The organism is Sphingomonas pseudosanguinis (assembly GCF_014196255.1).
Lineage (GTDB): Bacteria > Pseudomonadota > Alphaproteobacteria > Sphingomonadales > Sphingomonadaceae > Sphingomonas > Sphingomonas pseudosanguinis.
Genome location: NZ_JACIDH010000002.1, coordinates 170913 through 184232 on the forward strand (window position 1 = coordinate 170913; position 13320 = coordinate 184232).

13 protein-coding genes are annotated in these 13320 nt (G+C 66.9%); 11 read left to right on the forward strand and 2 right to left on the reverse strand.

The window, feature by feature from the left end:
• The first annotated feature begins 7 nt into the window (after positions 1-7).
• The 4 genes from GGR48_RS04885 (at position 8) to GGR48_RS04900 (ending at position 4939) form a co-directional block, all read left to right on the forward strand.
• Positions 8-1810 carry a DUF885 domain-containing protein gene (locus GGR48_RS04885; RefSeq protein WP_240455982.1) on the forward strand — a complete coding sequence of 601 codons (1803 nt, stop codon included), beginning with the start codon at positions 8-10 and terminating at the stop codon, positions 1808-1810.
• Positions 1811-1875: 65 nt separating this feature from the next.
• The gene (locus GGR48_RS04890) at positions 1876-2790 is read left to right on the forward strand and encodes a dihydrodipicolinate synthase family protein (protein WP_183950769.1); all 915 of its coding nucleotides are present in this window, start codon (positions 1876-1878) and stop codon (positions 2788-2790) included.
• Positions 2790-3500, forward strand: coding sequence for a GntR family transcriptional regulator (locus GGR48_RS04895; RefSeq protein WP_183950770.1), 711 nt, complete (start codon positions 2790-2792; stop codon positions 3498-3500). The genes GGR48_RS04890 and GGR48_RS04895 overlap by 1 nt, the downstream gene beginning before the upstream one ends.
• Positions 3501-3535: 35 nt before the next feature.
• Entirely contained in the window at positions 3536-4939 is a 1404-nt protein-coding gene (locus tag GGR48_RS04900) for an amino acid permease (RefSeq protein WP_183950771.1), read from the forward strand.
• Here the strand turns inward: GGR48_RS04900 and GGR48_RS04905 are convergent.
• Positions 4903-7239, reverse strand: a complete 2337-nt coding sequence (locus GGR48_RS04905) for a bifunctional diguanylate cyclase/phosphodiesterase (RefSeq protein ID WP_183950772.1) — start codon at positions 7237-7239, stop codon at positions 4903-4905. The genes GGR48_RS04900 and GGR48_RS04905 overlap by 37 nt on opposite strands.
• Positions 7240-7397: 158 nt before the next feature.
• Here GGR48_RS04905 and GGR48_RS04910 point away from each other — a divergent pair, with 158 nt between their 5' ends.
• The 3 genes from GGR48_RS04910 (at position 7398) to GGR48_RS04920 (ending at position 9267) form a co-directional block, all read left to right on the forward strand.
• Positions 7398-8006 carry a TetR/AcrR family transcriptional regulator gene (locus GGR48_RS04910; RefSeq protein ID WP_183950773.1) on the forward strand — a complete coding sequence of 203 codons (609 nt, stop codon included), beginning with the start codon at positions 7398-7400 and terminating at the stop codon, positions 8004-8006.
• Between the two features lie 182 nt (positions 8007-8188).
• Positions 8189-8608 (forward strand): hypothetical protein, encoded by a 420-nt coding sequence (locus GGR48_RS04915; RefSeq protein WP_183950774.1) that lies wholly within the window; start codon positions 8189-8191, stop codon positions 8606-8608.
• A gap of 77 nt (positions 8609-8685) precedes the next feature.
• The gene (locus GGR48_RS04920) at positions 8686-9267 is read left to right on the forward strand and encodes an alpha/beta hydrolase (protein WP_183950775.1); all 582 of its coding nucleotides are present in this window, start codon (positions 8686-8688) and stop codon (positions 9265-9267) included.
• Positions 9268-9379: 112 nt separating this feature from the next.
• On the opposite strand, the gene GGR48_RS04925 is transcribed toward GGR48_RS04920, so the two are convergent.
• Positions 9380-9616: a hypothetical protein gene (locus GGR48_RS04925; protein WP_183950776.1), complete on the reverse strand. Its 237-nt coding sequence runs from the start codon at positions 9614-9616 to the stop codon at positions 9380-9382.
• Positions 9617-9681: 65 nt separating this feature from the next.
• Here GGR48_RS04925 and GGR48_RS04930 point away from each other — a divergent pair, with 65 nt between their 5' ends.
• The 4 genes from GGR48_RS04930 to GGR48_RS18295 all read left to right on the forward strand — a co-directional run bounded on the left by GGR48_RS04930 (position 9682) and on the right by GGR48_RS18295 (position 13320).
• Entirely contained in the window at positions 9682-10917 is a 1236-nt protein-coding gene (locus tag GGR48_RS04930) for a chymotrypsin family serine protease (protein WP_240455981.1), read from the forward strand.
• A 63-nt stretch (positions 10918-10980) separates the two neighbouring features.
• A complete protein-coding gene (locus tag GGR48_RS04935; protein ID WP_183950777.1) occupies positions 10981-11985 on the forward strand; it encodes a zinc-dependent alcohol dehydrogenase family protein in 1005 nt (334 codons plus the stop codon).
• Between the two features lie 10 nt (positions 11986-11995).
• Entirely contained in the window at positions 11996-12475 is a 480-nt protein-coding gene (locus GGR48_RS18290) for an NAD(P)/FAD-dependent oxidoreductase (RefSeq protein WP_206362455.1), read from the forward strand.
• Between the two features lie 50 nt (positions 12476-12525).
• Positions 12526-13320 (forward strand): NAD(P)/FAD-dependent oxidoreductase, encoded by a 795-nt coding sequence (locus GGR48_RS18295; RefSeq protein WP_206362454.1) that lies wholly within the window; start codon positions 12526-12528, stop codon positions 13318-13320.

Genomic DNA, 13320 nt, shown 5'->3' on the forward strand with positions numbered 1-13320 from the left:
TTTGAGAATGACCAATCACATGACGCGGCTCCTCGCGGGCGTATCGTTGCTGCTGGCACCCGCCCTGGTTGGTGCGGCCCCGCATCCCGCACAGAAGCGTGCGTCAGCGGCCAGACCTGCAAACAATGCCGACGCCCGCTTCCGCACCCTGTCCGAGGCGGAGTATAAATGGCGGATCGACCAGAATGCCGCCGATGAGGACAGCGGCAGCGCCGGGTCGAAGCAATTGCCCGATGAGGGGCCACAGGCCCAGGCGGCCCGGCTCGCCCGGTGGGAGGCGACGGCCAAGGCGCTCGACGGCATCGATCCTGCGACGCTCTCGCCCGATGCCCGCATCGATTACATGGTCTATAAGGGGCAGATCGACGCGCTGCTCGCCGCGCAGCGTTTTCGCGATTACGAAAAGCCGCTGACCGCGGACACCAGCTTCTGGGGCAATCTGGCGAGCTGGTCGCGGGGCAGCTTCACCCGCGAAAGCCAGTATCGCGACTATCTGGCGATGATGCGCGCCATGCCGCGCTATTATGACCAGCAGATCGCCAATATGCGCGCCGGGCTGGCGCGCGGCTTCACGCCGCCCGCGATCACGCTGAAGGGGCGCGATATCGGCGTCGCGCAGGTGGTCGATGGCGGGGCCGGCGACGATCAGCCTTTCTACGCGCCGTTCCGCACCATGCCCGCGACGATGCCGGCCGCCATCGCCGCCGCTCTGCGCGCCGAGGCGAAGGCGGCGATCCGCGACGATGTGCTGCCCGCGCACCGCAAGCTGCTCGCCTTTCTGCGCAACGATTATATCCCGCACGCGCAGGTCAGCACGGCGGCCTATGACCTGCCCGACGGCAAGGCCTATTACCGGTCGAAGATCCGCGAATATGTCACCGCCGACATGACCCCCGAACAGGTCCATGCGATCGGCCTGTCCGAGATGAAGCGCATCCGCGCGCGCATGGATGGCGTGATGAAGGAGGTGAAGTTCAAGGGCGACTTCGCCGCCTTCCTGACCTTCCTGCGGACCGATCCGCAATTCTATGCCAAGACGCCGCAGGAGCTGCTCGACCGGGCGGCCTGGTTCGCCAAGAGCTTCGACGGCATCGCCTCGGACTGGTTCGGCCGCCTGCCGCGCAGTCGCTTCGCGATCAAGCCGGTGCCGGAGGATCTTGCGCCCTTCTATACGGCGGGGCGTGGCGGCACGGGCATCTATCTGGTCAACACCTATGACCTGCCCTCGCGCTCGCTCTATGCGCTCCCGGCGCTGACCCTGCACGAAAGCGCGCCGGGTCACGCCTTCCAGATGCCTTTGGCGGCCGAGAACAAGGACCTGCCGGCCTTCCGCCGCGACAGTTACCTGTCGGCGTATGGCGAGGGTTGGGCGCTCTATTGCGAGGCGCTGGGCGAGGATATGGGCTTCTACAAGACGCCCTATGACCGGTTCGGCATGTTGTCCTATCAGGCTTGGCGCGCCGCGCGGCTGGTGGTCGATACCGGTATTCACGCGCTGGGTTGGACGCGCGCGCAGGCGCAGGCCTATCTCCACGACAATACCGCGCTGTCGGATCACGAGATCGAGACCGAGGTCGACCGCTACATCGCATGGCCGGGCCAGGCGCTGTCCTATTCTATGGGCCAGCTCGCCTTCCAGCGGGCACGGGCCAAGGCGGAGAAGGCGCTGGGTCCGAAATTCAACATCCGCGCCTGGCACGATGCGATGCTTCAGCTCGGCTATGTCCCGCTGCCGGTGATCGAGGCGCGGACCGATCGCTTCATCGCGCAAGGCGGCAAGGGGCCGTATCCCGATGAAGAAGGATCGTGATTGACCGCCGGCCGGATCATCGCTAAAAAGTATACAGTATCTAAAACTAATCAGGATGACAGATTGTGAGCATCGGCTGGCGTGGCGTATTTCCCGCGGTGACGACCCAGGTGCGGGAGGATCTGTCGATCGATCTTGCCGACACGCAGCGGGTGGTGGACGATCTGGTCAATGACGGCGTGACCGGCGTCATCGCACTGGGCACCGTGGGTGAGAACAACTCGCTCGACTATGACGAGAAGGTCACCGTGCTGACCGCGATCGTCGAAGCGGTGGCGGGCCGGGTGCCGGTGATCACCGGTTGCTCGGAATATGACACCCGCCGCGCGGTGCGCTACGCGCAGGCCGCCGAAAAGGCCGGTGCCGATGGCCTGATGCTGCTGCCGCCGATGGTCTATGTGCCCAAGGCGCATGAGTTGGTGAACCATTTCAAGGGCGTGGCGGACCAGACCGGCCTGCCGATCATGCTCTACAACAATCCGCCGGCCTATCGCACGGTCATCGACCAGACGGTGTTGGAAGCGCTGATCGACGTGAAGAACATCGTCGCGGTCAAGGAATCGGCCCCCGACACGCGTCGCTTCACCGATTTCCGCAACGCGTTCGGCGACCGTTACGTCCTGTTCGCTGGGCTGGACGACGTCGCGCTCGAGGGGCTGTATCTGGGCGCGCAGGGCTGGGTCTCGGGCCTGACCAACGCCTTCCCGAAGGAGTCGGTCGAGCTGGTCGCGGCGTTCGAGCGTGGCGATCATGCCAAGGCGATGGAAATCTATCGCTGGTTCATGCCGCTGCTCCACCTCGATGCCGAGCATGACTTGGTCCAGTCGATCAAGCTGGCCGAGCAGGTCATGGGTCGCGGTTCGGAGCGCGTGCTGCCGCCGCGCTATGTCCTGGAAGGCGAGCGCCGCGCCGAGGTGATCGCGATGGTCGAAAAGGCCGCCGCGACCCGCCCGACGTTGGGCCAGGCCAAGGCCGCCTGATGGCGACGACGCTCTCGCCCGCAGCGATCCTGTCCGACGACGGGCGGACGCGGGGCGAGGGCGTCATCCTGGTGCAGACGCTGGCGGATCGCATCTTCGCCATCGTCCGCGAACGGATCGTCGCCGGCACGCTGCCCGGCGACCGTCCGATCCGCCAGGATGCACTGGCCGCCGAACTGGGGGTCAGCAAGATACCGCTGCGCGAGGCGCTGGCGCGGTTGGAGCAGGAGGGGCTGCTCCAGAGTGCCGCCAATCGCGGTTACATGGTCGGCGCGATGACGGCGGCGCAGGCCGAAGAAATCTACGAATTACGCCTGCGACTGGAGCCGGTGGCGGCGGCGCGGGCCGCGCTGCTCGCCGATGACGGGGATCGTGCCACGCTGATCGCCCGGTTCGAGGCGCTGGATCAGGCGGCGAACAGCGATCTGCCGCGCGTCGCGCTGTGCAACCGGCAATTCCACATGGCGATGATCCGGCCGATCGGCCGGCCGCTGACCATCCAGATCATCCGGCAACTGGCGGTGCTCGCCGAGCGCTATGTCGTGGCGCATCTGCAGCCCGCCGGGCGCGATGCCCGCGCGCATCTGGAGCATCGCGAGCAGCTCGATGCCTTTCTGGCGCGCGACGCCGATCGGCTTCAGGCATTGCTTGACGGCCATATCCGGTCCACGCTGTCGGACCTGAAAGGCGGGTTCGCGCCCGTCTGTTAAAGACCATAACCGTTAGGGCGGGGGATTTTCCTTAAATGTTCGGACCTTTCAAACCGCTGGGTAGTGCCACCCAGCATGGCCAGGGACAGGCGCTCGCCAAGACGCTCAGCTGGCCCCACCTGATCGCGCTGGGGGTCGGTGCGATCGTCGGCACGGGCATCTATACGCTGACCGGTGTCGGTGCCGAGCGCGCGGGGCCTGCGGTCATCCTGGCCTTCGCGATCGCCGGCGCGGTTTGCGCCTGTGCTGCGCTCGCCTATGCCGAGCTGGCGACGCTGATCCCGGCGGCGGGCAGCGCCTATACCTTCAGCTATACCGCGCTGGGCGAGACGATCGCCTGGGTCGTCGGATGGAGCCTGATCCTCGAATATTCGCTGGCCTGCTCGACCGTCGCGGTCGGCTGGTCGGGATATCTGGTCGGCTGGATACAGGCGGCCGGCGTGCATCTGCCCGCGGCCCTGCTGTCCGGACCGCATGGCGGCGGTATCATCAACCTGCCGGCGGTCATCGTCGCGCTGTCGGTGATGGGCATGCTGATCGCGGGCACGCGCGAGAGTGCGACGCTCAACATCATCCTCGTCATCGTCAAGCTGGTCGCACTGGGGGTCTTCGTCGCCTTCGCGATGCCGGCGTTCAATTCGGATAACCTCCATCCCTTCATGCCCTATGGCTTCGGCGCGCATGAGGTGGACGGGGCCAAGCGCGGGGTGATGGCGGCCGCCGCGATCGTCTTCTTCGCCTTTTACGGCTTCGACGCGGTGGCGACCTCGGCCGAGGAGGCCAAGAACCCCGGGCGCGATCTGACCATCGGCATCGTCGGGTCGATGCTGGTCTGCACGCTGATCTATATGGCGGTCGCCGTCGCCGCGATCGGGGCGCTGCCGTTCCTGCAACTCGCCAACTCGCCCGAGCCGCTCGCGCTTGTCCTGCGCTCGCTGGGCCAGCCAACCGCCGCGCATCTGATCGCGCTGGCCGCCGTCATCGCGCTGCCCTCGGTCATCCTCGTGATGATGTACGGCCAGAGCCGCATCTTCTTCACCATGGCGCGCGACGGCCTGTTGCCGCAGTCGCTGGCCGTCGTCAGCAAGCGCAGCGGCGCGCCGACCCGCATCACGCTGGTCACCGGCATCTCGATTGCGATCGTCGCGGGCATCTTCCGGCTGGACGAGATTGCCGAGCTGGCCAATGCCGGCACGCTGCTGGCCTTCATCGCGGTCGGCGCCTGTCTGATGGTGCTCCGCCGCAAGGCACCGGACGCCAAGCGGCTGTTCCGTTGCCCGCTGCCCTATCTGGTCGGCACGCTGGCGATCCTGGGCTGTCTCTATCTGCTGTTCAGCCTGCCCAGTTCGACGATCGTGCGTTTCGTGATCTGGAACCTGGCCGGCCTGGCCTTCTACTTCGCCTATGGCCGTCGGCGTAGCGCGCTGGGCACCGCGTAAACCGGCGCTTCGGCGGGGCGGCCGAACAGATAGCCCTGGGCCTGGGGGCATCCTTCCTCCAGCACCATGCGATGCTGTTCGGCCGTCTCGACCCCCTCGGCCACGACGGGCAGGTTGAGGCTGCGGCCCAGCCCGACGATGGCGCGGACGATCGACCGGGCGGCTTCGTCATCGGCGACGCCGGAAATGAAGCTGCGGTCGATCTTGATCTTGTCGAACGGGAAGCAGCGCAGATTGCTGAGCGAGCTGTAGCCCGTGCCGAAATCGTCCATGACGATGCCGACCCCCATCGCCTTCAGCGCATGCAGGGTCCGGAGGGTCGCCGCACGATCGTGGAGCAGGACATTCTCGGTGATCTCCAGCTCCAGCCGCGTCGCCGCCAGGCCACTGTCGGTCAGCGCCCGCGACACGATCTCGGGCAGGTTGGGAAGCTGGAATTGGATCGGCGAAACATTGACCGCCAGCGTCATGGGTGCCGGCCATAGCGCGGCGGCAAAACACGCCTCGCGCAGCACCCATTCGCCCAGCTGGAGGATGATGCCCGTCTCTTCGGCGATGGGCACGAAGGTGTCGGGGGTGACGTCGCCGCGTTCGGGGTGCTGCCACCGGAGCAACGCCTCGTAACCGATGATCGCGGCGCCGCCGGTCGCCACGAGCGGTTGATAGACCAGCCGCATCTGACCGCGCAGCAGGGCATGACGCAGATCATGCTCGAGCGCGCGGCGGGTCCGGACCGAGTGATCCATCTCATGGTCGAAAAGGGAGGCGGTTCCGCGCCCGCTCATCTTGGCGCGATAGAGCGCGACATCCGCATTCTGGCGGAGCGCATCGGCGTCGGTGGCATCCTGGGGATGAAGCGCGACGCCGATGCTGACCCCGACCGCCATGGGATCGCGGCTCAGGTCCATCTCGGCGGCAAAGGCGTTCAGGATCGACTGGGTTAGTTTTTGGACCTTGTCGGTCGTATCGGCGTCGCGCTGGAGGATCAGGAACTCGTCGCCGCCGACCCGGGCGACCACGTCGCCGCTGCCGATGGCGCCGGTCAGGATGGTGGCGACGCGGCATAGGACCATGTCGCCGGCGGCATGCCCGAACAGGTCGTTGACCGCCTTGAACCGATCGAGGTCGAGGGCGAGGAGCGCGATGGGGCCCTGCTGGTCCGCCTGCGCGATCGCGGTTTCCAGCGCTTGGGCGAAGTAGGTGCGGTTGGGCAGGCCGGTCAGCGGATCATGCACCGCCATGAACTCGATCTGCCGCTGCGCGCGTCGCTGCTCAGTCAGGTCGCGGACCGCCATGACGACCGCGCGTCGGCCGCGATATTCGATTTCATGGCACATGATCTCCAGACAGCAATCGCCGCCGCCGCGCGGTCGCGCCTCGACCGGGCGATCCTCGACCAGGGTCAAGGCCGTACCGTCCAGCGCCTCCAGCCAGTCCTCGGGGCGACTGTCGAGCAGTTCGGCGCTCGTGACGCCCAACTGCGTGGCGAGGCGGGGATTGACCTCGGCGATGCGGCCATTTTTGAGGATGGCGATGCCCTCGCGCGTGGCACGGGTCAGGCCGCGAAGATCGGTCAGCAAGCGGTCGATGATGGCGGCGGCAATCATCGTCGCGACGATCAGGGTCATGGCGGCCAGCACCGCCCGTGCGATGGTGAGACGATTGATCGGATGCCCGCTCGTCGGCATCGGTACGCCACCGGGGATCAGCGTCGTCGCGGTCATCACGCCGAAATGCAGCGTGACGATGCCCAGCGTGCCGAGCGCGACCGGGACGATGATCCGCCACCACCCGCGAAGTTGCCGGTGACTGCACACCGACATGGTCAGGAACAGGGTCGCCGCAACGAGGGTTTGGGCGAGTATGGTGCCGTCATAGCGGATCAGCCCCGGCATGATCAGCGCGCGCATGCCGAGGAAATGCATCGCCGTCACGCTGGCCGAAAAGATCATGCCGGTCACGATGACGGGCGGCCGGGTGCGTCGATAGCGGTCGAATGTCAGCGCCAGCCAGATGCCCGCCACCGGCACGGCCGCCGACACGGCCGTCAGCCACAGGTCGAAATGGATGGGGAAGGGGCCTCTATAGGCCAGCATGGCCAGGAAATGCGTTGCCCAGACGCTCAACCCCGCCGTCAGCGCCGCGATGGCGGTCCAGCTTCGCCGCCGGCTCTCGACACATTCCCCGGCCCGGACAAGCAGCAGATACAGCGCGGTCAGACCCGATACGCAGATCACCACCGCCAGACCGACCATCCAGGGATCATGATCGTTCGTGATGCAACCGACGATATCGAACATGGATCGGCCTTGTCTCCCGCGATCTGTCGTCGGTAACACGACGCATTTGACCAAAAGTTAACCGGTGCGGACCCGGCGATCCGGAATGGTACAATCGTTTATGTCATGGCGCATGGCGGGGGTTTGCAAATGCCCGGCGGATTTCTATACTGACCGTTATGGAAAATCATCCGCCCGCGTGCAAAGGGCGCCCCCGCGAATTCTGCACCGACCAGGCTCTCGCCGCCGCGCTCCGTGTGTTCTGGAGCAAGGGCTATGAGGGCGCCTCGATGGCGGACCTGACCGAGGCGATGGGCATCACCAAGCCCAGCCTCTATGCCGCCTTCGGCAACAAGGAAGCGCTTTTCCACAAGGCGCTTGACCTGTATGAGGCCGAGAAGCTGGCCTATATCCGCGAGGCGCTGCACCAGCCCACGGCACGCGGCGTCGTGGAGCATCTGTTGCGCGGCGCGCTCGATGCCCAGACGCACAAGGGCGAGCCGCAAGGCTGCCTGGGCGTGATCCATTCGGTGGCCTGCGGCGAAGAAGCCGAATCGATCAAGGCCGCCGTCATCGAACGCCGCGCCTCGTCGCAGGCGGCTTTGCTCGCCCGGTTCCAGCGCGCCAAGGATGAGGGCGAATTGCGCGACGATGTCGAACCGGAGGGGCTGGCGCAATATCTCTACGCGCTGTTCCAGGGCATGGCGGTGCAGGCGGGGTCGGGCGCGACGCGCGAGGAGCTGGAGCGGCTGGTCGAAACCGGCCTTGCGCTGTGGCCGTCAAGATAGATACCGACCGGTATGAAAGTGCTTGACGACCTGTCGATCGGTTAATATACCGATTGGTATTGAAGGCATCCGAGCCTTCGTCTGATGGATTAGCGAGGCATGAAGGCCGACGGCATCGCCGTCGACAGCGTCGGGCACGGCCCGGCGCGAGCGATGTCGCGCGGCAGCAAAGGGGTAATGTCATGGCCTATGTCGCTTTTCAGGAAATCGGTGCGGCTATCAGCGCGGTGGGCGCGGCGACGGCGCAGCAGGGTGCCAGCGCGGTTCGTCCCGATGCACGCCTGTCGGCGCTCGAATGGCAGGTCGTCGCGCTGGCGCGCCGCGACAGGATCGCCAGCCTGCGCGAGCCGGGTCGGCTGACCCGTGCCATCGCCACCATCTTCGGCGAAACGCGCAATCCGCGCCTGGCCGACCCGTCGCTGGAGGCGCTGCGCCGGATGGCGGTACTCAGCTGGCATCATGGCTATAGCGTGCCTTCGAACGAGGTGCGGGCGTTCCTGGCGGCGGGCTATACGCCCGACCAATATGAGCTGATGGTCGACAGCATCGGCACCGCGCTCGCGGGTTCGCGCCGGGCGGCGCGGGTCGCCACGGCGGGCTGAGCCTTCGCCACGGCGGGACCCTCTTGCCCTTTCGGTCGATCGGCGTAGCTTGGGGGTGAGCCAAGACGGAGCTGACCATGCCGGCCGAACTGCGTCTGAACGACCCGTTTTCGATCATCACCCTGCCCATGGCGGGGCATGACGGGCCATTTCCCTGGGAAACCCGTTTCGCCTGGCCACGATCGGGCGATTTGCAACTCGCCTTTGACGACCAAAGCCGGGACGCACGCAACGTCTGGGCGAGCAGGCTGGACCAGGCGGTCGCGCAGGCGGACCGTGCCGTCCTGCTCGTCGCCGAGAATGCCGCCTGTCTCGCAGCGATCTGGTGGGCGCGGCTGTCGCCCGCTCAATATGTCGACAAGGTCGCGGGCGCGTTGCTGTTCGATCCGCCATCGGTCGATCTGCTCGACCGGTCGGGCAAGACCCTCTTCGCCTCGCCCGATGCGGCGTTGCCCTTTCCATCGCTGATCGTCGATCGCGCGGATCGTGGCGGCGCGCTGGCGCGCAGTTGCGGCGGCCATCTGCTGAACGCCCCCGCCACCCCGCCAATCGCGACCGGTATGTGGCGGCAGGCGCATCGCCTGATCGAGCGGCTGTCGGCCGGCGTCGTCGAGCAGGACCTGCGGCTGCTCCGGACGCTGGGGCTGTCGGATCAGTGAGCCCATACAAAATGGCCCGGCGGAGAACCGCCGGGCCAGGTAACCGCCATTGGGAGCTTCCTTTGGCGAGGCAGGAGTGGCGAGGGGCCACAGGGACCCCCCCCGGGTAAAGTCAGCGCGGCGTGGCCGCGTTCAGATCGAGATCGTTGCCGCCGATGTCCGCATTTCCTTCATCGGCCGCGAGCGTGTCGTTGATCGCCGCGTCATTCTCGGTCAGGGATGCGTCACCATTGCCGAGCGACGGATCGGAAACATTGGCGGTTTCGGCGGTCGTACCCTTGGGTGAGCAGCCGGCAAGCACGGCGGTCGCGGTCAGCAGGATCATCGGAAAGGCATAACGTCGCAACATGAACTCGGTCCCCTTGTCGTGCCGTCCGGTGTCCGTCGGGCTTGGCATGATCAATACATAGCGAAATGATGGGATATAAGCCATGCTCTTCTTGGGCGTGCAATAGCTGGGCTTTTCGACTCGTCGCGCCGGGGCTGATCGCGGTCGCCACGCCCGCCGCCGGGCAAGTCGAGCCGCCGCTGGACGGGCGCGCCGCGCTGTCGCTCGATGCGGCCACCTATGCCGCGTCGTCGGGTCTGTCGCCCGCCCAGGCGCAACGCGAACTGGAGATCCAGGAAGCCTCGGTTCCCGTCACCGACGCGCTGAAGGTGGAGTTCGCCAGTCGCCTCGCGGGACTGTCCGTCGGGCATGCGCCCTTCCATATCGATATTCTGCTGACCGGGGACGCACCGGTCGCCGACCGTACGGTCGTGATCGCCGGCGCGAATGTGCTGATCCGCTTTCGAACCGGTGCGTATGCCAGCCATGACCAGCTGATCATGGCGGCGGCGCTCTATCAGACCGAAATCCGCGCCTCGCTGACCAAGCCGCCGGGGATCGGAGTCGATCCGCGGATCGGAGCGCTGGTCGTGATGGTCGGTCAGGCCGATGCGCTCGCCGAGCCGGACGATGCGCTGCGCGACCGGATCGCGCGGCTGACCGGCGTGCCGGTTCGCATCGCCACGCTGGAGGCGCCCGATACCGATATGGCGGATGTCCAGGGCGGCGGCCGGCTGGTCGGCGTCGATCCGGGCGATGGCCGCCGCTATGCCTGTACCAGCGGGTTCGTCGTGCGGCGGGGCAGCGAAAGCGCGATCGTCACCGCCGCCCATTGCCCCGACAATCTGTCCTGGGCGGATGGGACGAACGCGGCCCCGCCGCTGACCTTTCTGGGGCAATGGGGCTGGGGCTATCAGGACGTTCAGCTTCAGGGCAGCACCGTGCCGCTCGCGCCCACCTTCTGGAGCGATACCGCCAAGACGGTGCAGCGCCGCGTCGAGGGACAGCGCGCACGCGGATCGACGCGGGCGGGCGACATCGTCTGCCATCGGGGCGAGCGTACCGGCTATAGCTGTGCCGAGGTCTGGCTGCCCGATTTCGCGCCGGCGGGCGATCTGTGCGGCGGGGGCTGCACCCCGACCTGGGTGGCGGTGCGCGGGCCGACCTGTCGCAGCGGCGATAGCGGCGGGCCGGTCTTTCTGGGCGGCACCGCCTTCGGCATCGTCAAGGGCGGCAGCTACCGCGCGGACGGCAGCTGCGCCTTCTATTATTACATGTCACTCGATTTCCTGCCGAGCGGGTGGTCGCTGGCGCTCGGCTGAGGGATCGCATGGCATCGCCGCCGCGTTGGCCAGGGCATCAGCGGACATCAGGAAGACGATGCTATGAAAGCCATGATCCTCGACGCGCCCGGCGGCCTCGATCGATTGCGACTGGTCGACCGGCCCGATCCGGGTGTGCCCGGGCCGGGGATGATCCGCGTGCGGCTGCATGCCACATCGCTGAATTATCATGATTATGGCATCGTCTCGGGCAATATGCCGACCCAGGATGGCCGCGTGCCCATGTCCGATGGCGCCGGCATCGTCGAGGCGATCGGTGAGGGTGTCACCGATTTCGACATAGGCGATGCGGTGGTGTCCTGCTTCTTTCCCGAATGGCACGAAGGGCCGGCGCGCGTCGGTGACTTCGTGACCGTGCCGGGGGACGGCGTCGATGGCTATGCACGGGAAGCGGTCATTGCGCCGGCCACGGCCTTCACCCGCACGCCCAAGGGCTATGACCATGCCGAGGTCGCGACGATTACCACCGCCGGGCTGACCGCGTGGCGCAGCCTGGTCGTCGATGGCGGGTTGAAGGCGGGCGACCGTGTACTGGTGCTGGGCACCGGCGGGGTGTCGATCTGGGCGTTGCAGATCGCCAAGCTGATGGGCGCCAGCGTCGCGGTGACGTCCTCCTCGGATGCGAAGCTGGAACAGGCGCGGGCGCTGGGGGCGGACTATACCGTCAACTATCGCGAGCAGGAGCAATGGGGGCGGCCGGTGCATGACTGGGCCGATGGCGGCGTCGATCACGTAATCGAAGTTGGCGGCCCCGCAACGCTCGCCCAGTCGATCGAGGCGGTTCGGATCGGCGGGCATATCGGATTGATCGGGGTGCTGACCGGCGTGTCGGGTCAGGTGCCGACGGCCGCCCTGATGGCGAAACAGGCGCGGCTCCAGGGCCTGATCGTCGGCAGCCGGCGGATGCAGCGGGATTTTGTCCGCGCGCTCGACGCCAGCGACATCCGCCCCGTGATCGACCGCCGCTTCGCACTGGAGGAACTGGCCGATGCGTTCCGCCATCAGGAGAGCGGCGGCCATTTCGGCAAGATCGTCGCGACATGGTAAGGATGGTGACATGACGAACGGCGCGTTCGAATATGGCCCCGACCGGGACCCCGTTGACCCGAACTGGCCGCATGTCGTGATCGTCGGCGCCGGGTTCGGCGGGCTGGCGGCGGCGCAGCAGCTGGGCAACGCCCCGGTCCGCGTGACGGTGATTGACCGCAATAATTATCACCTGTTCGTGCCGCTCCTCTATCAGGTGGCGACGGCAGCATTGTCGCCCGCCGACGTGGCGGAGCCGATCCGGCATGTCCTGGGCCGTTATCCCAATATCCGCGTCGTGCTGGGCGAGGCGACGGGCGTCGACACCGGGGCCCGGCAGGTGGCGCTGTCGACCGGGGAGGCCCTGTCCTATGACCGGCTGGTGATGGCGACCGGTTCGACCAGCAGCTATTTCGGCCATGACGAATGGCGCAGCGTCGCACCCGCCTGCAAGTCGATCGAGGAGGCGCGGGCGATCCGCTCGCGTATCCTGAGCGCCTTCGAGTCCTGAGCGCCTTCGAGGAGGCGGAGCGCGACGGGGCGGCGGACCGCGACGCACTGATGACCTTCGTCGTGGTCGGTGGCGGGCCGACCGGCGTGGAGCTGGCCGGGTCGATAGCCGAACTGGCCCGCCACGCGCTGACCTCCGACTTTCGCCGTATCCGTCCCGAAACCGCGAAGATCATCATGATCGAGGGCGGCCCGCGCATCCTGTCCGCCTTTCCCGACGCGCTGGCCGGCTATGCGCAGCGTGCGCTCGGTCGGCTGGGGGTGCGGGTCATGACCGACATGCCGGTCGAGTCGATCACGGCGGATGGACTGACCGCCGGCGGGCGCTTCATTCCGGCGCGCACCGTCCTGTGGGGTGCGGGTGTCGCACCAACCGGTGCAGCCAGGCTGCTGGGGATCGAACCCGGCCCCGGCGGGCGGGTGCCGGTCGGCGCGGACCTGCGCGTCACAGGGCTGGAGAATGTCTATTCGCTGGGCGATGTCGCGGCCTGCATGGACGAGGATGGCCGCCCCCTGCCGGGACTGGCGCAGGTCGCGCAGCAGCAGGGCAATTATCTGGGCAAGGCGCTGCGCAGCGAACTGACCCGGGGGCGCAGCTCCGCGCCGTTTCGCTTCCACAATCGGGGCAATGCCGCGATCATCGGGCGTCACGCCGCCATCTTCGATTTCGGGCGGTTCCGGATGAAGGGCTATCCCGCCTGGATGCTCTGGGCGATCGTCCATGTCGTGCTGCTGGTCAACTTCGCTCAGCGCATCCGGGTCAGCCTGCAATGGCTGTGGCGATACCTGACCTATCGGCGCGGTGCCCGGATCATCACCACCCCGGTCGTCCGCCGACCGGTCTAG